Source organism: Pseudomonas alvandae (genome assembly GCF_019141525.1).
Lineage (GTDB): Bacteria > Pseudomonadota > Gammaproteobacteria > Pseudomonadales > Pseudomonadaceae > Aquipseudomonas > Aquipseudomonas alvandae.
In genome coordinates, this window is record NZ_CP077080.1 from 6,044,967 (window position 1) to 6,067,537 (window position 22,571).

At 60.9% G+C, this 22,571-nt stretch carries 22 protein-coding genes and 1 riboswitch; of the genes, 10 read left to right on the forward strand and 12 right to left on the reverse strand.

The window, feature by feature from the left end; translation table 11 throughout:
- The first annotated feature begins 155 nt into the window (after positions 1–155).
- The 3 genes from KSS97_RS27020 (at position 156) to KSS97_RS27030 (ending at position 2,570) form a co-directional block, all read left to right on the forward strand.
- Positions 156–827, forward strand: a complete 672-nt coding sequence (locus KSS97_RS27020; RefSeq protein WP_217860533.1) for a polysaccharide lyase family 7 protein — start codon at positions 156–158, stop codon at positions 825–827.
- 331 nt (positions 828–1,158) lie between these two features.
- On the forward strand, positions 1,159–1,827 hold the full coding sequence (locus KSS97_RS27025; protein WP_217860534.1) for a polysaccharide lyase family 7 protein: 669 nt from the start codon (positions 1,159–1,161) through the stop codon (positions 1,825–1,827).
- A 461-nt stretch (positions 1,828–2,288) separates the two neighbouring features.
- The gene (locus KSS97_RS27030) at positions 2,289–2,570 is read left to right on the forward strand and encodes a fructose-bisphosphate aldolase (protein WP_217860535.1); all 282 of its coding nucleotides are present in this window, start codon (positions 2,289–2,291) and stop codon (positions 2,568–2,570) included.
- Positions 2,571–2,790: 220 nt separating this feature from the next.
- On the opposite strand, the gene fba is transcribed toward KSS97_RS27030, so the two are convergent.
- From fba to tkt, 6 genes are all read right to left on the reverse strand, one after another.
- Positions 2,791–3,855 carry a class II fructose-bisphosphate aldolase gene (gene fba / locus KSS97_RS27035; RefSeq protein WP_003177554.1) on the reverse strand — a complete coding sequence of 355 codons (1,065 nt, stop codon included), beginning with the start codon at positions 3,853–3,855 and terminating at the stop codon, positions 2,791–2,793.
- Between the two features lie 276 nt (positions 3,856–4,131).
- Positions 4,132–4,467 (reverse strand): MliC family protein, encoded by a 336-nt coding sequence (locus KSS97_RS27040; protein ID WP_030137854.1) that lies wholly within the window; start codon positions 4,465–4,467, stop codon positions 4,132–4,134.
- A 57-nt stretch (positions 4,468–4,524) separates the two neighbouring features.
- A complete protein-coding gene (locus KSS97_RS27045) occupies positions 4,525–4,749 on the reverse strand; it encodes a putative periplasmic lipoprotein (protein ID WP_030137855.1) in 225 nt (74 codons plus the stop codon).
- A gap of 31 nt (positions 4,750–4,780) precedes the next feature.
- Entirely contained in the window at positions 4,781–5,944 is a 1,164-nt protein-coding gene (locus KSS97_RS27050) for a phosphoglycerate kinase (RefSeq protein WP_030137856.1), read from the reverse strand.
- A 24-nt stretch (positions 5,945–5,968) separates the two neighbouring features.
- On the reverse strand, positions 5,969–7,024 hold the full coding sequence (gene epd, locus KSS97_RS27055) for an erythrose-4-phosphate dehydrogenase (RefSeq protein WP_030137857.1): 1,056 nt from the start codon (positions 7,022–7,024) through the stop codon (positions 5,969–5,971).
- Between the two features lie 149 nt (positions 7,025–7,173).
- Positions 7,174–9,171, reverse strand: a complete 1,998-nt coding sequence (gene tkt, locus KSS97_RS27060; RefSeq protein WP_030137858.1) for a transketolase — start codon at positions 9,169–9,171, stop codon at positions 7,174–7,176.
- Positions 9,172–9,427: 256 nt separating this feature from the next.
- Here tkt and KSS97_RS27065 point away from each other — a divergent pair, with 256 nt between their 5' ends.
- Positions 9,428–10,423 (forward strand): ArsR/SmtB family transcription factor, encoded by a 996-nt coding sequence (locus tag KSS97_RS27065; protein ID WP_217860536.1) that lies wholly within the window; start codon positions 9,428–9,430, stop codon positions 10,421–10,423.
- Between the two features lie 19 nt (positions 10,424–10,442).
- Positions 10,443–11,633: a methionine adenosyltransferase gene (metK, locus tag KSS97_RS27070; protein ID WP_030137860.1), complete on the forward strand. Its 1,191-nt coding sequence runs from the start codon at positions 10,443–10,445 to the stop codon at positions 11,631–11,633.
- Positions 11,634–11,758: 125 nt separating this feature from the next.
- Here the strand turns inward: metK and KSS97_RS27075 are convergent, their stop codons facing one another.
- Positions 11,759–12,379 carry a LysE family translocator gene (locus KSS97_RS27075; RefSeq protein WP_217860537.1) on the reverse strand — a complete coding sequence of 207 codons (621 nt, stop codon included), beginning with the start codon at positions 12,377–12,379 and terminating at the stop codon, positions 11,759–11,761.
- A 206-nt stretch (positions 12,380–12,585) separates the two neighbouring features.
- Between KSS97_RS27075 and ligB the strand changes: the two genes are divergently transcribed.
- Together ligB and KSS97_RS27085 are read left to right on the forward strand one after the other, a co-directional pair.
- Positions 12,586–14,259 carry an NAD-dependent DNA ligase LigB gene (gene ligB, locus KSS97_RS27080; RefSeq protein ID WP_217860538.1) on the forward strand — a complete coding sequence of 558 codons (1,674 nt, stop codon included), beginning with the start codon at positions 12,586–12,588 and terminating at the stop codon, positions 14,257–14,259.
- Positions 14,260–14,347: 88 nt separating this feature from the next.
- Positions 14,348–14,743, forward strand: coding sequence for a DUF1090 domain-containing protein (locus KSS97_RS27085; RefSeq protein WP_030137863.1), 396 nt, complete (start codon positions 14,348–14,350; stop codon positions 14,741–14,743).
- Between the two features lie 88 nt (positions 14,744–14,831).
- Here the strand turns inward: KSS97_RS27085 and KSS97_RS27090 are convergent, their stop codons facing one another.
- Complete coding sequence (locus tag KSS97_RS27090; RefSeq protein WP_217860539.1) at positions 14,832–15,281, reverse strand: c-type cytochrome; 450 nt, start codon at positions 15,279–15,281, stop codon at positions 14,832–14,834.
- A 122-nt stretch (positions 15,282–15,403) separates the two neighbouring features.
- Between KSS97_RS27090 and mltA the strand changes: the two genes are divergently transcribed.
- Positions 15,404–16,591 carry a murein transglycosylase A gene (gene mltA / locus KSS97_RS27095; RefSeq protein WP_217860540.1) on the forward strand — a complete coding sequence of 396 codons (1,188 nt, stop codon included), beginning with the start codon at positions 15,404–15,406 and terminating at the stop codon, positions 16,589–16,591.
- 153 nt (positions 16,592–16,744) lie between these two features.
- On the opposite strand, the gene KSS97_RS27100 is transcribed toward mltA, so the two are convergent.
- Both KSS97_RS27100 and KSS97_RS27105 read right to left on the reverse strand, forming a co-directional pair.
- Positions 16,745–17,128, reverse strand: a complete 384-nt coding sequence (locus tag KSS97_RS27100) for an MAPEG family protein (protein WP_030137866.1) — start codon at positions 17,126–17,128, stop codon at positions 16,745–16,747.
- A 49-nt stretch (positions 17,129–17,177) separates the two neighbouring features.
- Complete coding sequence (locus KSS97_RS27105) at positions 17,178–18,011, reverse strand: EamA family transporter (protein WP_030137867.1); 834 nt, start codon at positions 18,009–18,011, stop codon at positions 17,178–17,180.
- A 197-nt stretch (positions 18,012–18,208) separates the two neighbouring features.
- On the opposite strand from KSS97_RS27105, the gene KSS97_RS27110 reads away from it, so the two are divergent.
- On the forward strand, positions 18,209–19,369 hold the full coding sequence (locus KSS97_RS27110; RefSeq protein WP_217860541.1) for an MFS transporter: 1,161 nt from the start codon (positions 18,209–18,211) through the stop codon (positions 19,367–19,369).
- On the opposite strand, the gene KSS97_RS27115 is transcribed toward KSS97_RS27110, so the two are convergent.
- The gene (locus KSS97_RS27115) at positions 19,320–20,204 is read right to left on the reverse strand and encodes a formate/nitrite transporter family protein (protein ID WP_217860542.1); all 885 of its coding nucleotides are present in this window, start codon (positions 20,202–20,204) and stop codon (positions 19,320–19,322) included. The genes KSS97_RS27110 and KSS97_RS27115 overlap by 50 nt on opposite strands.
- Positions 20,205–20,384: 180 nt before the next feature.
- On the reverse strand, positions 20,385–20,786 hold the full coding sequence (locus KSS97_RS27120; protein ID WP_030137870.1) for an acyl-CoA thioesterase: 402 nt from the start codon (positions 20,784–20,786) through the stop codon (positions 20,385–20,387).
- Positions 20,787–20,975: 189 nt separating this feature from the next.
- Positions 20,976–21,082, forward strand: a riboswitch (S-adenosyl-L-homocysteine riboswitch).
- A gap of 23 nt (positions 21,083–21,105) precedes the next feature.
- Between KSS97_RS27120 and ahcY the strand changes: the two genes are divergently transcribed.
- Positions 21,106–22,515, forward strand: a complete 1,410-nt coding sequence (gene ahcY / locus KSS97_RS27125) for an adenosylhomocysteinase (RefSeq protein WP_030137871.1) — start codon at positions 21,106–21,108, stop codon at positions 22,513–22,515.
- Positions 22,516–22,571: the final 56 nt, after the last annotated feature.

Below are 22,571 nucleotides of genomic sequence, written 5' to 3' on the forward strand. Positions count from 1 at the left end.
CAATGAGACCCATGACAGTCAATTGACGTCAAACAATCGCCGAACGGTCAACAAGAAAAGCCCCTATCCAGCGTTTCGAGACGCTTCAAAAGGGCGGTTTAAAGCCTCCCGACGCGGCGTACACCTTTTACATCCCGATACGTAGGAACCTGGACATGATCGATCTCGCAACCTGGAACTTGAGCATCCCCGAAGGCGCCCCGCCGGCAACCATTCAAACCTCGCAACTGGTCCAAGGCTTCAAGAACCAGTATTTCAACTCTGAAACCGGCACCGTGTTTTTCTGGGCTCCCGTGACAGGCGCCACGACGGCCAACGCCATTTACCCTCGCAGCGAACTGCGCGAAACCAACAGCGACGGCACGTTGCGCAATTGGCTGTACCCGGCGGCGGATAACACCCTGCGCGCCACCGTGACCGTCAACCAGGTGCCGAGCACCGGAAAGATCGTGATCGGTCAGATTCACACCAAGGACAGCACCAGCCCGATGGTGAAGCTGGAATACCAATACAAAGCCTATAGCTCTACCGGCAACATCGTCGCCAAGGTACGCCTTCGTCCCGATGATGCATCGGGCCAGGTCATCACCATCGCCACTGGCGTGACGCTCAACCGCAGCTTTTCCTACATGATCCACCTGAGCCCCAAGGGTGCACTGGGTATCACCGCGGCGGGTTATAACTGGCGAACCACCGTCGATCCGAGTTGGAAAGTCAAACCGCTCTACTTCAAGGCGGGCGTGTATGTCCAAGACAACACCGGCTACGTCACCGAGGGCGGGAAGGTGACGTTCAGCCTGCTGGAAATCAAACACACCACCCTTTGATCATCGCTTCACCGCGCCGTAACAGCACAGGGACGTTGCTGTCGGCACACCTTTCAAGGCATCCGTTCAGGATGCTTTTTTGTTTGCACGCCTGGAGCGTCAAATAGCCATCGCGCAATCGTTCCCTGGAAAACCCACTTAGTCGACCAACGGTCGTACATCTCGGGCACAAAACCGGAAAACGCCACTCTGACGGTCTGCTGACGCCAACTCACCGCCGGACGATCGTGCCAATTTCTCGTCTGCGATTGCTTATGGCCTCAGCAAAAGCGCGTCTTAAAGCCTCCGGCTGTGGCGTAAATCATTTCTTCTTCTCAGAAAGGATCCGAACATGGTCGATATGGCAACCTGGAACCTGAGCATTCCCGAAGGCAGCCCGCCGAAAACCATCGAAACCCCTCGCTTGATAGACGGGTTCCAGGACAAGTATTTCAATTCCGAAGGCAGCACCGTGTATTTCTGGTCACCGGTTACCGGCACCAAGACTGAAAACGCGATCTACCCGCGCAGCGAATTGCGCGAAACCTACCGAGACGGAAGGTTGCGCAACTGGGTCTATCCAGACGCCGACAACTTCTTGCGGGCAACGCTCGTCGTCAATCAAGTGCCCAGCAGCGGCAAGATCGTCATTGGCCAGATCCATGCGAAGGACAGCAGCAAGCCCATGGTCAAGCTGGAATACCAATACAGCGACTCCAGCGCCACCGGCAACATTGTCGCCAAGGTCCGCATGCGTCCCGATGACAGCGAAGGCAGGGTTATCACCGTTGCCACCGGAGTGAAGCTCAACCGGTCGTTCTCTTACCGGATCCATCTTGATCGGACCGGCGACCTGGGCATTACCGCTGCCGGCAACAGTTGGTACACCACGGTTGGCGCGGCCTGGCGCGACAAGCCGTTGTACTTCAAGGCTGGGGTGTATGTGCAGGACAACACGGGCTATACCAGCGAAGGTGGAAAGGTGACGTTCAGCGTGTTGGATATCGATCACAACACCTGATTTTCTGCTTCTGAAAATCTCGTAGGAATTTACGTCCCGTGGCGAGGGAGCTTGCTCCCGCTGGGCTGCGAAGCGGCCCTCTTTCCTCCAGACCTACCGCATTTGCCGGTTTTACGGCGGCTGCGCCCCCGAGCGGGAGCAAGCTCCCTCGCCACAGGGGGCCGGTGCGTCCTACAGCGTCGATTTTGGCCTTGGGAATCTGCTCTATAGTTCGGTGGGTCTGCTGGCTTTGGTCGGTGGGCAAGGGTTTCGCAGCCCACTGACAGACAGAGACTTTGCACCGTCAAATGAAAATTCAGGCAAACTCGCCTGCGTTCATTTTATGGCGGTTGCGCGCGGGAGGCCTTCGGGTCTGCCGGGTCTGGTCTCTATCTCGGTCTGCGAACCCGCGCGCAACTGCCACCCGTTTGTTTCGCAGCAAAAAGGTGGCAATGAATTTTCATTTATAGAGGCCGAACCTTATGACGACGCATCAATTACTAAGCCGCTTCACTCCGCTCACCCCGATCGCCACCACCCAGCCCGTCCTGTTCATCGATAAAACCGTCCCACTGACCGAGCTCCACGCCTGCGCCAGCGAGCGCTTGCATGCCACGCTCGACTACCTGACGCTCATGGCCTGCGCCACATTGCGCGATTCGGCTGCTGGCGACTTCAACACCCTCACCAACGTCGCCCGGATCCTGGTCCAGGATGTCACCGACGTGTTCGGCGTCATTGAACAGCGCGGCCTCGAAGACTAATAACCCCCCCGGTGGAAGATGCCCCTGTGGGAGCGAGCTTGCTCGCGATAGCGCCGGGTCAGCAGCATGGATGTCGACTGACACAGCGCTACCAAGATCTTTGTGTATATCCGAAAAAGCGAAACCATAAGCAGCCGTTACCTACAAAAACGGATATACACCCAAACCCCAAACATAAAAAAACCCGCATCACTGCGGGTTTTCTCACAACGCTAAAACATCAATTAACCTTAGCGTTCAACTCACCCTTCAAATACCGCTGATACATGGCTTCCAACGAGATCGGCTTGATCTTCGAAGCATTACCCGCCGTACCAAACGCCTCATAACGCGCAATACAAACATCCCGCATCGCCGTCACCGTCGCACCAAAGAACTTGCGCGGGTCGAACTCGCTAGGATTGGTTGCCATCAACCGACGCATCGCACCGGTGGAAGCCAAACGCAGGTCAGTGTCAATGTTGACCTTGCGCACGCCGTACTTGATGCCTTCGACGATTTCTTCAACCGGCACGCCGTAGGTTTCCTTGATGTCGCCGCCGTACTGGTTGATGATCGCCAGCCACTCCTGCGGTACCGAGGAAGAACCGTGCATCACCAGGTGGGTGTTGGGGATGCGCTTGTGGATTTCCTTGATGCGGTCGATGGCCAGCACGTCGCCGGTGGGCGGCTTGGTGAATTTGTAGGCGCCGTGGCTGGTGCCGATGGCGATGGCCAGGGCGTCGACCTGGGTTTTCTTGACGAAATCCGCGGCTTCTTCCGGATCGGTCAGCATCTGACTGTGATCCAGCACGCCTTCGGCGCCGATGCCGTCTTCTTCGCCGGCCATGCCGGTTTCCAACGAGCCCAGGCAACCCAGTTCGCCTTCCACCGAAACGCCGCAGGCGTGGGCCATGGCGACGGTCTGCTGGGTGACGCGCACGTTGTACTCGTAGTCGGTCGGGGTCTTGCCGTCTTCGCCGAGGGAGCCGTCCATCATTACCGAGCTGAAGCCCAGTTGGATCGAGCGCTGGCAGACGTCAGGGCTGGTGCCGTGGTCCTGGTGCATGCACACCGGGATGTGCGGGAATTCCTCGATCGCCGCCAGGATCAGGTGGCGCAGGAACGGCGCGCCGGCGTATTTGCGGGCACCAGCCGAAGCCTGGACGATCACCGGGGAGTCAGTCTTGTCAGCGGCTTCCATGATGGCGCGCATCTGCTCAAGGTTGTTGACGTTAAAGGCTGGGACGCCGTAGCCGAACTCGGCTGCGTGGTCCAGCATCTGACGCATGCTGATAAGTGCCATTGTGTGTATCTCTCCCGGTCGAGGGTCGTTAATCGTGCCAGCCTGCCGGAGCGGCGGCGGCTATTCAAGTCATTGCGGATCGGGGGTTGGCCCGAGCCGCGTGTTCGGTATCGCTAAACCCAAATATTGACGCGATCCCGGTGGGAGCGAGCTTGCTCGCGATGAGGGTGGCACATTCAACATCTCTGTTGCCTGATAGACCGCTATCGCGAGCAAGCTCGCTCCCACATGGGATCTGCTTCCCTATTCAGATCTGTGTGAATCAGATGAATCGTGTCACTCAGCCTTGCAACCACGCCCGATCAGATCATTGGTGGCGACCCAGTACACCAGGCCTTCCTCACCCTGGACGTGCAGCGCCAGCATGTCATCGCTGTACAGCGAACCTTCAACACCCGGTTCGAGCTTGAGACGATAAACCTTCTCGGCGCCGCCGAGGCGGACATCGACTGCCTTGCGTGCCGCATCGGTATAACGCCAGAGCACCTTGGCTTCGCTGTCACATGTCCAACTTGTCCAGCCCTCTGCAACGGGTTCGGACGACTGCAGAAAACCCAGTTGCGAGCAACCGGCCAACAATGCCAACGCCATGACGGCGACAAAGCCTTTCATCCGTGTTCCTCGACGGGCGGCACAGGCCGCCCGCCATGAGTTAAAGAGTCTGACCCGTCAAGGGCAACCATGTTCCTTGACCGGCGCTTGCGTCTCGTATTTATCCAGGCCGTCCGGCCCGGAACGCTTGTTCAGCACCGGGTTGGTCTCGGCCTGCCAGTCAGCCTGGTAGCAGCCATCCTCGGGCGTTGGCGCCGCATTATCCGGCGCCGTGGCTTTCGGGCTGCTGGAACAGGCCGCCAGCAACGTCGCAGCCATCAGCACCATGAACGTCTTGACCATTGGAACACTCCTTTGCCTGGTCAACGCTGCCTCAGGCCTTGGCCCGGCTTTCCAGGACTTCCACGGCTGGCAACACTTTGCCCTCGACGAATTCAAGGAACGCGCCACCGCCCGTAGAAATGTAGGAGATCTGCTCAGCCACGCCATATTTATCGATGGCCGCCAGGGTATCGCCACCGCCGGCGATGGAAAACGCGGCGCTTTCGGCGATGGCTTGGGCCAGTACTTTTGTGCCGTTACCGAACTGGTCGAACTCGAACACGCCAACTGGACCGTTCCACAGGATGGTCTGGGAGGATTTCAGCAGTTCAGCGAAATTGGCCGCAGTTTGCGGGCCAATGTCGAGGATCATGTCGTCTTCGGCCACGTCGGCGATCAGCTTCACGGTGGCGGTGGCGCTTTCGGCAAATTCCTTGGCGACCACCACGTCCACCGGCAGCGGTACGCTGACCTTGGCGGCGATTTCACGGGCGGTATCCAGCAGGTCCGGCTCGTACAGCGACTTGCCAACCGGATGGCCGGCCGCAGCGAGGAAGGTGTTGGCGATGCCGCCACCGACGATCAATTGATTGCAGACCTGGCTCAGGCTGTTGAGCACATCCAGCTTGGTCGACACCTTGGAACCGGCAACGATAGCGGCCATCGGCTGGGCCGGAGAACCCAGGGCCTTGCCCAGCGCATCGAGTTCGGCGGCCAGCAGCGGGCCAGCAGCGGCGACCTTGGCAAACTTCGCCACGCCATGGGTCGAGCCCTCGGCGCGGTGGGCGGTGCCGAAGGCGTCCATCACGAACACGTCGCACAGGGCGGCGTATTGCTGGGCCAGCTCGTCGGCGTTCTTTTTCTCGCCTTTGTTGAAGCGCACATTTTCGAACAGCACGACGTCGCCAGCCTTGACGTCGACACCGCCCAGGTAATCGGCCACCAGCGGCACATCACGGCCCAGGGCCTTGCTCAGGTAATCGGCCACAGGCTTGAGGCTGTTTTCCGCCGAAAACTCGCCTTCGGTCGGACGGCCCAGGTGCGAGCAGACCATCACGGCCGCGCCTTTTTCCAGGGCCAGCTTGATGGTCGGCAGCGAGGCCAGGATGCGCGCGTCGCTGGTGACAACACCGTCCTTGACGGGGACGTTGAGGTCTTCGCGGATCAGTACGCGCTTACCTTGCAGATCGAGGTCGGACATCTTCAACACGGTCATGGGTCGCAATTCCTGGGTAACTGTTTAGAGAGCAGGTTTATTGGAAGCTGTTTGCAGGTAATGCTCGGCAACGTCCAGCATTCGATTGGCAAAACCCCATTCGTTGTCGAACCAGGCCAGGATATTCACAAGCCTCGGCCCGGAAACGCGGGTCTGGCTGGCATCGACGATGGCCGAATGCGGGTCGTGGTTGAAATCACAACTGGCGTGAGGCAACTCGGTGTAGGCCAGGAGGCCTTTGAGCGGGCCACTGGTGGCGGCTTCGCGCAGGATCCGGTTGACCTCGGTAGCGTCGGTATCGCTCACGGTCTGCATCGTGATATCGAGGCAGGACACGTTGACCGTCGGCACCCGCACGGCTTTGGCCTGAATTCGCCCGGCAAGTTCCGGCAACAGCCGCTCAATGCCACGCGCCAGACCAGTGGACACCGGAATCACCGATTGGAACGCCGAGCGGGTACGCCGCAGGTCCTCATGGTGATAGGCATCGATCACCGGTTGGTCGTTCATTGCCGAGTGGATCGTGGTAATGGACACGTATTCCAGGCCAATGGCCTGGTCCAGCAGGCGCAACAGCGGCACGCCGCAGTTGGTGGTGCAGGACGCGTTGGAGACCAGCAGCTCTTCGCCGGTCAGGCAGTCCTGGTTCACACCGTAGACGATGGTGGCGTCGACGTCCGCCTCGCTGGCCATCGGCTGGGAAAACAGCACCCGCGGCGCGCCCGCGGCGATGAACCGCTGGCCATCGTCACGAGTGTTGTAGGCGCCGGAGCATTCAAGCACCAGGTCGACGCCCAGGGACGCCCAATCGATGCCTTCGGGGGTGGCGCTGCGCAGGACCTTCACGCAGTCGCCATTGATATGCAGACAATCGCCCTCGACCCGCACTTCGCCGGGGAACCGGCCATGGGTGGAGTCAAAGCGTGTCAGGTATTCGATGCTGGCCATGTCGGCCAGATCGTTGATGGCCACAATCTCGAACCCGGCCTTCGCCCCTCGCTCGAACAACGCACGCAAGACGCAACGACCAATGCGGCCGTAGCCGTTGAGTGCAACTTTGTAGGGACGCGGTTGGGGCATGGGGGTTCTCTGATCGGGTGAGCCTGTTAAGACTGCATTGCCTGAACTACCGCTTTCGCGAGCAAGCCCGCTCCCACATTAAAAATGCAATCTCATGTGGGAGCGAGCCTGCTCGCGAAGGCGATAGCCCAGGCGACACAATTAGCGGATCAGTCTTCCAGCAGCTCTTCAGCCTGCCCCAGGATGTTCTCCAGGGTGAAGCCGAATTCTTCGAACAGTGCTGGCGCAGGAGCCGATTCGCCGTAGGTGGTCATGCCGATCACGCGACCTTCCAGGCCCACGTACTTGTACCAGTAATCGGCGTGAGCGGCTTCGATGGCGATGCGCGCGCTGACCTGCAGCGGCAACACCGCTTGCTTGTAGCCGGCGTCCTGGGCGTCGAAAACGCTGGTGCATGGCATGGACACCACGCGCACGTTGCGGCCCTGCTCGGTCAGCTTGTCGTAGGCCTGGACGGCCAGGCCGACTTCCGAACCGGTGGCGATCAGGATCAGTTCAGGCTCGCCGATGCAGTCCTTGAGCACATAGCCGCCACGGCTGATGTCGCCGATCTGGCCGGCATCGCGAGATTGGTGTTGCAGGTTCTGACGGGAGAAGATCAGCGCCGATGGGCCATCGTTACGCTCAATCGCGTATTTCCAGGCCACTGCCGACTCCACGGCGTCACATGGGCGCCAGGTGTCCAGGTTCGGCGTGCAGCGCAGGCTCGCCAGTTGCTCGATCGGCTGGTGAGTCGGGCCGTCTTCGCCCAGGCCGATGGAGTCGTGGGTGAACACGTACAGCACGCGCTTCTTCATCAGGGCCGACATGCGCACGGCGTTGCGGGCGTACTCCATGAACATCAGGAAGGTCGCGCCGTAAGGCACCAGACCGCCGTGCAGGGCTACGCCGTTCATGATCGCACTCATGCCGAACTCGCGAACGCCGTAGTACATATAGTTGCCGCTGGCGTCTTCGGCCGTGACGCCTTTGCAACCTTTCCACAGGGTCAGGTTGGAGCCTGCCAGGTCGGCCGAACCGCCCAGCAGTTCCGGCAGCAGCGGGCCGAAGGCATTCAGGGTGTTCTGGCTGGCCTTGCGGCTGGCGATGGTTTCGCCCTTGGCGGCAACCTCGGCGATGTAGGCAGAGGCTTTCTCGGCGAAGTCGGCCGGCAGCTCGCCGCTGAGGCGACGGACCAGCTCGTTGGCCAGCTCAGGGAATTCAGCGGAGTAGGCAGCAAAGCGCTGGTCCCACTCGGCTTCGGCCGCGCGGCCTTTTTCCTTGGCGTCCCATTCGGCATAGATGTCGGCCGGGATTTCGAACGGACCGTGCTCCCACTTCAGCGCGGCACGGGTCAGGGCGATTTCCTCGGCACCCAATGGCGCGCCGTGGCAGTCTTCCTTGCCCTGCTTGTTCGGCGAACCAAAACCGATGGTGGTCTTGCAGCAGATCAGGGTTGGCTGAGCGCTCTTGCGAGCAGTCTCGATGGCGATCTTGATTTCTTCCGGGTCGTGACCGTCGACGTTGCGGATCACCAGCCAGTTGTAGGCTTCGAAGCGCTTGGGCGTGTCGTCGGTGAACCAGCCTTCGACTTCGCCGTCGATGGAGATGCCGTTGTCATCGTAGAAAGCAATCAGCTTGTCCAGGCCCAGGGTGCCGGCCAAAGACGCGACCTCATGGGAAATGCCTTCCATCATGCAGCCATCACCCAGGAAAACGTAGGTGTGGTGGTCGACAACGTTGTGGCCCGGGCGATTGAACTGCGCGGCCAGGACTTTTTCCGCCAGGGCGAAGCCCACGGCGTTGGCCAGGCCTTGGCCCAGCGGGCCGGTGGTGGTTTCCACGCCAGGGGTGTAGCCGTATTCCGGGTGGCCCGGGGTGCGGCTGTGCAGTTGGCGGAAGTTCTTCAGGTCATCGATCGACAGGTCATAACCGGTCAGGTGCAGCAACGAGTAGATCAACATCGAGCCGTGGCCGTTGGACAGCACGAAGCGGTCACGGTCGGCGAACGAAGGGTTGCTCGGGTTGTGCTTGAGGTAGTCGCGCCACAGCACCTCGGCGATATCCGCCATACCCATGGGGGCGCCGGGATGGCCGCTGTTGGCTTTTTGCACGGCATCCATGCTGAGGGCACGAATGGCATTGGCACGCTCACGACGGCTGGGCATCGCTGATCTCCTGGGTTTTGAATAACGAAACTGAAAAAAGGCGAGCATTTTCCCTCACCCACCCGCCCCGGGGCAATCAGATACTCGTCCAAAGGCGATATTTGCGGTGGATAAAGTCGCATTGGCCAGGTGAAACCTTTCCGCTGATGGTGGGTAGAGTCAAGCACGCACTTGGAAGTGCCATTTATCGAGCAATATCAAAACTTTTTGATATTGACCTTGCGATGCGCCAGACCCGTCACTAGACTGCCGACCTATGAATTTACGCGTGCCTTCCATTCGCCATGATGACAGCGATGAGCTGGCGGCCCTTTGCAAGGCCGGCGGCGATCCGTTGCGGCTGAATGTATTGCGCGCCTTGGCCAACGACTCGTTCGGCGTACTGGAACTGGCGCAGATCTTCGGCATCGGCCAATCCGGCATGAGTCATCACCTCAAGGTCCTGGCCCAGGCCGACCTGGTGGCGACACGTCGCGAAGGCAATGCGATTTTCTATCGGCGCGCCCTGCCCCACACCGAGCTGCTAGGTGGCAAGCTGCACGCCGCGTTGCTCGAAGAAGTGGACGAGCTGGACCTGCCGATGGATGTGCGGGAGCGCATTGCCCAGGTCCACGGGCAACGCGCCGCCGCCAGCCAGGATTTTTTCGCACGGGTGGCGGAGAAATTTCGCGCCCAGCAGGATTTGATCGCCGGGCTGCCGCAATACCGTGACAGTGTGGTGGCGCTGCTCGATAAACTGAGTTTCGGACAGGCTGCCACGGCGATAGAAGTCGGTCCCGGCGACGGCGCTTTCCTGCCGGAACTGGCGCGACGCTTCAATCAGGTCACCGCGCTGGACAACAGCCCGGCGATGCTAGAACTGGCCCGCCAGGTGTGCGAACGCGAATCCCTGGCTAATGTCAGCCTGCAACTGGCCGATGCCCTGAACGGCGTCAGCCTGCGGGCCGATTGCGTGGTATTGAACATGGTGCTTCACCATTTTGCCGCACCGGCCGACGCGCTCAAGCACATGGCCAACCTGCTGCAACCGGGCGGTAGCCTGTTGGTGACAGAGTTATGCAGCCACAACCAGAGTTGGGCCAAGGAGGCCTGCGGAGATCTCTGGCTGGGGTTTGAACAGGACGATCTGGCCCGTTGGGCCACCGCTGCGGGCCTCGTGCCCGGGGAAAGCCTCTATGTAGGCTTACGTAATGGTTTCCAGATTCAGGTCCGCCATTTTCAGCGGCCGGCTGGCGACACTCACCATCGGTAACTTGTAGGAAAACATCGAGATGAGCGAATACTCCCTTTTCACCTCCGAGTCCGTGTCTGAAGGGCATCCGGACAAAATCGCCGACCAGATTTCTGATGCGGTGCTGGACGCCATCATTGCTGAAGACAAGTTCGCCCGCGTGGCGTGCGAGACTCTGGTGAAAACGGGCGTGGCGATCATCGCCGGCGAAGTCACCACCTCGGCCTGGGTCGACCTGGAACAGATCGTTCGCGACGTGATCCTCGGGATCGGCTACAACAGCTCCGACGTCGGCTTCGACGGCGCGACCTGCGGCGTGATGAACATCATCGGCAAGCAGTCCCCGGACATCAACCAGGGCGTTGACCGTGCCAAGCCGGAAGATCAGGGCGCTGGCGACCAAGGCCTGATGTTCGGCTACGCCAGCAACGAAACCGACGTGCTGATGCCAGCACCGATCACCTTCTCGCACCAGTTGGTCCAGCGCCAGGCCGAGGCCCGCAAATCCGGCCTGCTGCCTTGGCTGCGCCCGGACGCCAAGTCGCAAGTGACTTGCCGTTACGAAGGCGGCAAGGTCGTCGGCATCGACGCGGTCGTGCTGTCGACCCAACACAACCCGGAAGTGTCCTACAAAGATTTGCGCGAAGGCGTGATGGAGCTGATCGTCAAGCACGTGCTGCCTGCCGAACTGCTGTCCAAGGACACCCAGTTCCACATCAACCCGACTGGCCAGTTCATCATCGGCGGCCCAGTGGGCGACTGCGGCCTGACCGGTCGCAAGATCATCGTCGACAGCTACGGCGGCATGGCCCGTCACGGCGGCGGCGCGTTCTCCGGCAAGGATCCGTCCAAGGTTGACCGTTCGGCGGCGTACGCCGGTCGTTATGTCGCCAAGAACATCGTTGCCGCCGGCCTGGCCGAGCGTTGCGAGATCCAGGTTTCCTACGCCATCGGCGTCGCCCAGCCTACGTCGATTTCGCTGAACACCTTCGGCACCGGCAAGATTGGCGACGACAAGATCATCCAGCTGGTGCGTGAAGTGTTCGACCTGCGTCCATACGCGATCACCACCATGCTCGACCTGCTGCACCCGATGTACCAGGACACCGCAGCCTACGGCCACTTCGGTCGCACGCCGCAGACCAAGACCGTGGGCGACGACACCTTCACCACCTTCACCTGGGAAAAAACCGACCGCGCCGACGCCCTGCGCGCCGCTGCTGGCCTGTAACACCGGCGTATAAAGAAAAGCCCCTGGCGACTCGGTCGCCAGGGGCTTTTTCATGCCCTGAAGATCACCACCAACCCCTGTGGCGAGGGAGCTTGCTCCCTCACCACAAAGGCTTAGCGCAATATTCAAGCCCGCCGTGCCACCAGCAAAAACGAAGCCGCACTGGCGAGCAGCCCCGCACACGCCCGATTGAACAAGCGCTTGCCGCTCGGCCGGGCAAACAATCGCCGCGCATAAATGCCCATGTAGCAATACAAGCCGATCGCCACGCATTCCAACGCCAGGAACAGCCCGCCCAATACGGCGAACTGCTGAGCGACAGTGCCAGTACGGTCAACGAACTGCGGCAGGAAAGCGGTGAACAACAGAATCGCCTTGGGATTGCCGATTGCCACCAGGAACTCCTGCCGCGCCAGGCTGGCCATGCTCATGGAAACGGTCGGCGCCTCGCCGCTGGCTTCAGGCTGCGCGCGCCACAACTGCACGGCGAGGTAGAAAAGATAACCGGCGCCCACAAGCTTGATGCCGAGGAACAACAGTTCCGAGGTGTGCAGCACCGCCGTCAGCCCCACCGCCGCCAGGGCAATCATGATGGCAAACGCCACCAAACGACCGATGCCGCCGCTGCACGCCTGGACAAAACCATAACGCGAGGCATTGCTGATCGACAGCAGGTTGTTCGGGCCCGGCGCCATGTTCAGCGCGAAGCAGGCCGGGATGAAGACAGCGAGGGTCGTCAGGTCCATCGGTTGCACTCCTGGCAGAGCGGATCAAGCGTCCATTCTGCACCACTCATCGATGGGTTCAAGGGACAGTTGCACAGCCAGATCGGTCAGGATTGTACCTTCGGCACTTTGCCCCCAGGCTTCGCAAAACGCGGTAACGCTCTGGGTCTCGCAACTTTACGCACAGTGGCTAGCCTTCAGGAACTCAACCAAGCAAGGATGCTTCAATGCCACCGTTTTTTTATGCAATCGCCGGTCTTTTATTCATCGCCGTACCCGCAATGGCCACGCCTTGTCCCAACTGGCCCACGGAGCGTGCCCACGCCGAGGTCGCCGCGCTGCAACAGCAAATCGACACGTGGGACGACAGCTATCACCGCCTCGGCCAATCCCAGGTGGCCGACGAACTCTACGATCAGTCCCGCACGCAGTTGAGCCAGTGGCGCAGTTGCTTCAGTCTTCCGGCAATCGATAATCCCCTGCGCTCAGCGGGCGGGACGGTGCGACACCCGGTCGTCCATACCGGCCTGGAGAAACTCAAGGATGCCGAAGCCGTCGGTGCTTGGCTGCACGGTCGCGAAGACGTCTGGGCCCAACCGAAAGTCGATGGCGTGGCGGTGACGCTGGTGTATCGAAAGGGCCAGCTGTATCAGGCGATCAGTCGCGGCGATGGCGTTCTGGGCCAGGACTGGACCGTTAACGCGCGAAAGATCCGCGCCATCCCCCAGCGACTGCGCCAGCCCCTGGACCTGGTCGTCCAGGGTGAGTTGTACTGGCGCCTGGAGACTCATGTCCAAGCCGACAGCGGCAGCGTGAATGCCCGCGCAACCATGGCGGGCCTGATGGCACGCACCAACCTGACGATACACGACGGGATCTATATAGGCCTGTTTGTCTGGGAATGGCCTGAAGGGCCCGACACCCTGAGCGAGCGGATGGCCGCGCTGGGTGAGCTGGGCTTCGCTGATTCCCTTGACTACAGCCAACCTGTCCGGGACCTGGCCGATGCCGAACGGTGGCGTAACCACTGGTATCGCACCCCGCTGCCATTCGCCAGCGACGGGATCGTTCTACGCCAGAGTCGCCGCCCTCCCGCCGACCGCTGGCAGGCCCGGACGCCGTTCTGGAGCGTCGCCTGGAAATACCCGTACGCCCAAGCCATGGCTGAAGTCCGCAAGGTCAACTTCAAGATCGGTCGCACGGGACGCATCACGCCCGTACTGGAACTTGAACGCATCCGGCTTGACGACCGATGGATTCGCCGGGTGAGCGTCAGCTCCCTCCAGCGCTGGGAAGAGATGGACATTCGCCCCGGCGATCGGGTCGCCATCAGCCTGGCCGGCCTGACCATTCCGCGTCTTGATGAGGTCGTGCTTCGCAGCCTCGAACGCCAGGAGGTCAACCCACCTGCGGCAGCCGACCATCATTTCCTGAGTTGCTGGCAACCGACACCCGGCTGCGAAAGCCAATTCCTCGCGCGCCTGGACTGGCTCAGCGGCAAGAATGGCCTCGCCCTGCCCCACGTCGGCCCCGGCACGTGGAAAAAGCTACTGGCCGCCGGTCAACTCGACGGATTGCTGGATTGGTTGACCCTCGATGCCGCCGAGCTTGCTACCATTGCCGGCTTCGGCGAACGCAAAAGTGCCCGTCTGCTTGCCAGCCTCGACAGCGCCCGGCAGCGGCCCTTTCGTCAATGGCTCAAGGCCCTTGGCTTGCCGCCCACTGCAAATGCGCGGCTGGACGGACCGTGGCAAGCGCTGGCCGAACGCAGCACTGAACAATGGCAAGCCGAAGCCGGCATCGGGCCGGGACGCGCCGCGCAACTGAGCGCTTTTTTTCGCGACCCGCAGGTGCTGGCCTTGAGTGAGATATTACGCACCGCCGGGGTCGATGGTTTTTAATCCGCCCCCCACGGTTGAACCCAAGGGGCGACTACGCGTTCCAACTGCGCACCTGTACCGACCGCCCGCGAGTTTTTATGGAGTTGTTATGAATTTCCTGCCTCCTGTTGCCCTGCTGGTGCTATGCAGCGCCATGGCCACCTTTTCATTGGCGGACGAGCAAACCCCGGAGCTCACCGGTTGCGCAGCCAAACGCCAAGGCATCATCAATCAGATCGAACTGGCCAAGTCTCGGGGCAACCAGGACCAGCAGGCGGGCCTCGAAACGGCGCTGGACGAAGTCACGACCCATTGTACGGATGCCTCCCTGCGCAAGGAGCGGGAGAACAAAGTGCTCGAAGCCAAGCATGAAGTCAGTCGTCGCCAGGCCGATCTGGACAAGGCCATGAAAAAAGGCGACGCGGAAAGGATCAACAAACGCAAAGACAAATTGGCAGCGTCCCGCAAGGAATTGCAGGAAGCGGTGGATGAGTTGGATAAGTAGGTTCTAGCTGCAAGTTTCCAGCGGCAAGCTGCAAGTTCAAAGCGCAACACTTGCAGCTTTCAGCTTGAAGCTTGCAACTGCTTCACAATCAATGATCCCGAAATTCTTTATGGCAGACACTGCACGCATCTTCGACCTTCTGCACCGCTGGCCCCAGGTTGCTGGCTCGGTAGGGCTGGACCTTGCTGACAATCACCAATTCACCAGTGGCGGCTTCCAGGCTGCGGGCAAGCTCCTGGAAGCGCGCCTGTTTTTTCCAGACCTCATCCGTGGCGCTGGTATGGTCTTGCTCACGTACTGGCGGAAAATGCTTCCAAGGCTCGTGGGACAGCTGATCCAGCTTTACCGCACCCTCGGCAAAACGCGCGCCATCGAACGGGACGCGGCCGCGCAGCATGCCGCCCAACTCTTCGTTGGTCTTGAGCATCTGTTTGAAGATCGCCTTGCGCTGGCCCAGGGGAGAGTTGGGATCGACACCGCCACAAGCGGACAGCAGCAGGCAGGCCAGTACGGTCATGGACAATCGTTTTACGAACATTTCGGCCTCGGGACAGGAAACGGCCGTCAGTATCCTCGGGTCATTGGCAAAGGCCAATGGCCCTATCAACAATAGAGGTTGTCGAGCGCCTGAAAACGCTGGATGACCGCAAAGGAAATTTCATGAACAGCCGCATCAAGCCCTGGCACAAAGGCCTGGCATTGACCCTACCGCTGATGGCATTACTGGCTGGCTGCAATCGCGGCGAAAAGGTCGAAGAGCCCCAGACGCACGCCGTCGCGACGTATGCCAGTGCCACTTGGGAAGCGCTGCCAGCGGTATCCGATGAGGACCTGCTGGCCGGCTTCGGTGCCTGGCGCAGCGCTTGCACCCGACTCAAGGCGGACGCAACCTGGGGCCCAACCTGCGCGGCTGCCGCCAATGTGCCGCAGACCGCAAAGGCCGTGCGCAATTTCTTGAAGCAGAACCTGGACGTCTTTGGCCTGCGCTCGGGCGATAACAGCCCCAATGGCCTGATTACCGGCTACTACGAACCGGTCTACCCTGGCAGTCTCACCCAGACCGCGAAGGCGAATATTCCGGTCTATGGCGTACCGGACGACATGATTATCGTGTCCCTGGACAGCATTTATCCTGAGCTGAAGGGCAAACGCCTGCGCGGGCGCCTCGAAGGCCGGGTGCTCAAGCCTTACGACGATGCCGCCGCCATCGAAACCAAGGGCGTGAAGGCGCCGGTTATCGCCTGGCTGACGGACCCGATGAACCTGCAATTCCTGCAGATCCAGGGTTCGGGACGCATTCGGCTTGATGACGGCCGCCAGGTGCGCATCGGCTATGCCGACCAGAACGGCCACCCGTATCGACCCATTGGCCGCTGGTTGGTTGAGCAGGGAGAGCTGAAAAAGGAAGACGTGACCATGGGCACCATCAGCGCCTGGGCCAAGGCCAACCCCCACCGCATTCCTGAATTGCTGGGCAGCAACCCCAGCTATGTGTTCTTCAACCGCAACCCCGACAGCAACGAAGGCCCGCGAGGCTCGTTGAACGTCCCGCTCACCGCCGGCTACAGCGTAGCGGTAGATCGCAAGGTCATTCCGTTGGGCAGCCTGTTGTGGCTGTCCACCACACGCCCCGACGGCAGCGCCTTGAACCGCCCCGTCGCCGCCCAGGATACGGGCGGGGCCATTGCCGGTGAAGTGCGGGCCGACTTGTTCTGGGGCACGGGCGAAACGGCCGGGCAACTGGCGGGGGACATGAAGCAACAAGGCCAGATCTGGATGCTCTGGCCCAAGGGCATGGCGTTGCCCCAGGTGCCGCAGGTGGCGAATGCGGTGACCGCAGCCCCCTAGGAATGTGTTGACTGTGCGGGCCATTTCGCGAGCAGGCTCGCTCCCACAATGGGTTTCGATGAATACAGATTTTTGTGCATACACTCGATCCAATGTGGGAGCTAACCTGCTCGCGGAGAGGCCAGCACCGGCGCGTTCATTCAAATACCAGGCTCAGACCGAAACAAAGAAGAAACTCAGCACCAACCCCACCCCCACGAACCACACCAGCGAACGCAGGACCGCCCAGTCGGCCAGGTAGCAAATGATGTAGAGCAGGCGGCTGGTGATGAACAGCACGGCCAGCACGTTGATAGTCACCAACTCGGCATTGCCGGCCAGATGCGCGACGATCACCGCCGCTGCGAAAAAAGGTGTGATCTCGAAGCTGTTCAGTTGCGCGGCGTATGCACGCCGGGGAGCGCCCTCGAGCGAGTCCAGGAAATCCCGCGGATCGTAGTTATCCCGTAGCCTGAACCGCCCGCCCGCCTTGGCGATCGCCACACACAGGTAAGGCAGCAGAAAGGCAATCAACACACACCACAGCGCAACCGTCATGACGCAGTTCCTTCTTTGAATTTATGGGAAATCGAGAGTCGGCCATTGTTTAGAATTTCATGACCAGCATGCCAACCAGCACCAGCCCGCAGGCTAAGAGTCGCGGCCGGCCGAAAGGTTCTTTCAGGTAGCGCATGCCGAAGAGCACCACCAGGATCACGCTGATCTCCCGCAGCGCCGCGGCTTCGGCGATCGAGCCCAATTGCATCGCCCATAGCACCAGAGCGTAGCTGAACAATACGCAGAACCCGACCGCCAGCCCCAAGCGCCATTGTTCACGCCAGAACAGCATGAACGCCGGTCGTTTGCCGACCAGCGCCAACAGAGGAAACGGCCAGGCACTGAGCAGCGTGATCCAGACCAGGTAATCCAGCGGATGAGGCCAGCGGCGCAGGGCCTGGCCATCGATGAAGGTGTAGCCGCCGATGCACAGGCCGATCAGCGCGACCACCGGCAGCATCGACCAGGGCAACCGCTCGCCACCACCGCCCTGCCACAACAGGCACAGCATGCCGAACGGTATCAGCAGGATGCCGATGATCTGTTGCGTCGTCAGGACTTCACCGGCAAACATCAGCGTCAGGGCCAGCACCACGAGCGGAGAGAGGCCGCGCATCAAGGGATAGACCAGCCCCAGGTCACCGACCCGATAAGCCTGGATCAGCAAATAGCGATACAACAGCTCGAATGCAGCCGACGCCAGGATCCATGGCCAGATTTCCAGCGGCGGCCATTCCACGAAGCCCACCGCCAATGCCCCGAACAGCAACGCGACAGTGTCCATGCACGCCACCACCAACAACCGCTCGCCACTGAACTTGATCAGCGTATTCCATGCCGCATGCAACAGCGCCGCGACCAATACCAACACCGTTGCCAGCACGGCACGCTCCTTGATTCCGCCCGTAGAATTGACTCGCGATCCTTCAACAGCTGTTTATACTGCACGCAACCACGCCGCACTTCAGTTGCGCATAGATCAATACCAATAATTCTGCCTGCCGCCCGTTCGATCGAACCAAGGCGCCGGCATGCGTATGCCTGATCCGAGCGTCAAGACTACAGACAGAGACCTTGCGCATGCCACTTGCTTTGGCCGTCGCCGCTTTCGGCATCGGCACGACTGAATTCGTCATCATGGGGCTGCTGCCCGATGTCGCCCGTGACCTGGCCGTGAGCATTCCCCAGGCCGGGTTGCTGATCACCGGTTATGCCCTGGGGGTGGTATTTGGCGCACCGATCCTGGCGATCGGCACCGCGAACATGCCGCGCAAGGCCACGTTGCTGGGCATGACACTGATGTTCATCCTCGGCAATGTGCTGTGTGCCCTGGCCCCGAACTACACCACGCTGATGGCCGCCCGGGTGATTACCGCTCTGTGCCACGGAGCTTTTTTTGGTATCGGCTCGGTGGTGGCGGCCGGGTTGGTGGCGCCGAACAAACGGGCCCAGGCCATCGCGATGATGTTTACCGGCCTGACCTTGGCGAACGTCCTGGGTGTTCCCTTGGGCACGGCGCTGGGCCAATACGCGGGTTGGCGGGCGACGTTCTGGGCGGTTTCGGTGATTGGCATCATTGCCGCCGTTGCCCAATGGGTCTGGCTGCCCAGGGAAATCCCCATGGACAAGGCCAACCTTGCCAGCGAATTCAAGGTACTCGGCAAGGTCAATGTGCTGCTGGCGCTGGGCATGAGCGTGCTGGCCTCCACCAGTCTGTTCAGCGTGTTCACCTACATCGCGCCGATCCTGCAGGACATCACCGGGGTCAGTCCCCACGGCGTCACCGTCATGCTGCTGTTGTTCGGCGTTGGCCTGACGGCGGGCAGTTTCCTCGGCGGACGCTTGGCCGACCGGCGCCTGCTACCGTCCCTGGTGGGCATGGCGCTGGCCGTGGTGCTGGTGCTTGCCGCGTTCAGCCAGACCAGTCAATCGGTGATTCCGGCGGCGATTACTCTGGTGCTGTGGGGCATCTTTGCCTTCGCGCTGTGCCCGATCCTGCAACTGCTGATCATTGACCAGGCCCACGAGGCACCGAATCTCGGCTCGACCCTGAACCAGAGCGCCTTCAACCTCGGCAATGCCGCCGGCGCCTGGATCGGCGGGCTGGTCGTCGCCAGCGGTGCCAACCTTGCCGATCTGCCGTGGACCGGCGCGCTGGTGGGCGGGCTCACCGTACTGGCAGCGCTCTACTTTATTTATCGCCAGCGTCGTCAGGGCGCCGTGGCAGGCTTTGCCGACTGAGTGGCGTATTGGTCTCGCTGCGCACCTGCGCATGGCTGATCAGCGCGAAGATGAAACTGCCACCGATGATGTTCCCCGCCAGGGTGGGCGCGGCGAACACCATCCAGAAATCTTCCCAGGACAACTGGCCGGCGAACACCAGATACGACACCTCGGCTGAACCGACCACGATGTGGGTGAAATCCCCGAGCGCCATCAAGTAGGTGATCAATACGATGATCAGCATCTTGGCGCTTTCCATGGACGGAATCATCCACACCATGGTTGCAATCATCCAACCGGAAATGATGCCCTTGGCGAACATCTGGCCGCTGTCGTTCTCCATGACCTTGCGCCCGATATCCAGGAACGCCAAGTCGGTGCGCTGATCGAAAATCGGCAGGTGCAGCATCACGTAGGCCACCAGCAACGTACCGCACAGGTTGCCCACCAGCACCACGCCCCATAACCGGAACAATCGAGCGAAATTGCCCAAGGTTGGCTTGCTCATGATGGGCAGCACAGCGGTCAGGGTGTTTTCGGTAAACAATTGCTGACGCGCCAGGATCACCGCCAGGAAGCCCGCGCAGTAGCCGAAACTGGCGATCACCTTGAAGCCGTCGTGGTCGGGCAGCCTGGAGTTGAGCAGTCCCATCGCCATCAGCGACAATCCCATGGTCAATCCCGCCGCCAGGGCCGACCACCACAGTGCCGCGACGCTGCGCTCCAGCTCCTGGTTGCCCTGGGTGCGAATGATCTCGTGCAGAACCGCCGCCCTCGGCGGCTGGTTGCGGTCGACCTCGTGCTGTTCCTCTGCCGAGAGGTCAGGGGTCTTGCCGTCTTCGTGAGTGTCCATACAGCTCCTGAACCGGTGGCGTGATGTACCTACGACACACGGCATCCGGAGCTGTTCAGTGATGCCGGCAAATCACAGGCGCCTGCAGAACCGCCTTCGCGAGCAGGCTCGCCCCCACAGAGTCTCCGTTGGCGTTCAATGCGGGCGAACCTGCTCGCGAGGAGGGGCGCGCCGCCGACCTCACTCGACGGTATCGTCCTTGAACTGATCCTTGACGTACTTGATCTCGGTCCGGCCGTGAGGGGCCGGCAGGCCGTCTTCGCCGAGATTGACGAAGACCATTTTCTCCACCGTCAGGATGCTCTTGCGGGTGATCTTGTTGCGCACTTCGCACGTCAGGGTGATGGAGGTGCGACCGAACTCGGTGGCGGTGATGCCCAGTTCGATGATGTCGCCCTGGCGCGAAGCACTGACAAAATTGATTTCGGAAATGTACTTGGTGACCACGCGCTGGTTACCCAGCTGGACGATGGCATAGATGGCCGCCTCTTCGTCGATCCAGCGCAACAAGCTGCCGCCGAACAGCGTGCCATTGGGGTTGAGGTCTTCGGGCTTGACCCATTTGCGGGTATGGAAATTCATGATCACTCCTGGACGTCTGGCCGATGAATGCCCGCATCATGGCAGACGAGGCGCGCGGGCTCTACGTCGCCGCCCCTATAACGATCATCGGCAATTTCGATTTGCCGACAGAAACCCTTTGGAAGATCCGATTAGGCCGTTATAATCGCCCCCGTTTCATCGGCCCACGCTTTGGGCCGCTCCCGCCACCTGTCCGAGGGGCGCTGCAGCAGGCTCGACCTGTCAGGCTCGGATGGGGCGTTGCCCGTACGGGGCTCCTCGTACAGGCACTAAACGCACAACGGCGCCCATTCGCATACATTACGAATGGAGGCTCTTCATGAGCGCTGTTATCACGCCTGCCGCTTTTACCGACTACAAAGTCGCCGACATGTCCCTGGCTGCCTGGGGCCGTCGCGAAATCATCATCGCCGAATCCGAAATGCCAGCCCTGATGGGCCTGCGTCGCAAATACTCTGGCGAACAGCCATTGAAAGGCGCAAAAATCCTCGGCTGCATCCACATGACCATCCAGACCGCCGTGCTGATCGAAACCCTGGTTGCCCTGGGTGCCGAAGTGCGCTGGTCTTCCTGCAACATCTTCTCGACCCAGGACCAGGCCGCTGCCGCCATCGCCGCCGCCGGCATCCCGGTGTTCGCCTGGAAAGGCGAGACCGAGCAAGAGTACGAGTGGTGCCTGGAGCAGACCATCCTCAAGGATGGCCAGCCATGGGACACCAACATGATCCTCGACGACGGCGGCGACCTGACCGAGCTGCTGCACAAGAAATACCCGGCCGTACTGGACAAGGTCCACGGCGTGACCGAAGAAACCACCACCGGCGTACACCGTCTGCTGGACATGCTGGCCAAGGGCGAGCTGAAGATCCCGGCCATCAACGTCAACGACTCGGTGACCAAGAGCAAGAACGACAACAAATACGGCTGCCGTCACAGCCTCAACGACGCCATCAAGCGCGGCACCGACCACCTGTTGTCGGGCAAGCAGGCGCTGGTGATCGGCTACGGTGACGTGGGCAAGGGTTCCGCCCAGTCCCTGCGCCAGGAAGGCATGATCGTCAAGGTGTCCGAAGTCGACCCGATCTGCGCCATGCAAGCCTGCATGGACGGTTTCGAGCTGGTTTCGCCGTTCATCGACGGGATCAACGACGGCACCGAGGCCAGCATCGACAAGGCCCTGCTGGGCAAGATCGACCTGATCGTGACCACCACCGGCAACGTCAATGTCTGCGACGCCAACATGCTCAAGGCCCTGAAAAAGCGCGCCGTGGTCTGCAACATTGGTCACTTCGACAATGAAATCGACACCGCTTTCATGCGCAAGAACTGGGCATGGGAAGAAGTGAAGCCACAGGTCCACAAGGTTCACCGCACCGGCGCTGGCAGCTTCGACCCACAGAACGATGACTACCTGATCCTGCTGGCCGAAGGCCGCCTGGTTAACCTGGGCAACGCCACCGGTCACCCAAGCCGCATCATGGACGGTTCGTTCGCCAACCAGGTCCTGGCCCAGATCTTCCTGTTCGGCCAGAAATACGCCGACCTGTCGCCAGCCCAGAAGGCCGAGCGCCTGACCGTGGAAGTACTGCCGAAGAAACTCGACGAAGAAGTGGCCCTGGAAATGGTCCGCGGTTTCGGCGGCGTGGTCACCAAGCTGACCAAGCAACAGGCTGACTATATCGGCGTCACCGTCGAAGGCCCGTTCAAGCCGCACGCTTATCGCTACTGATCGGTGCTATTGCCTGCTCTCCTTGTGGGAGCGGGCTTGCTCGCGAAATCGGTTCA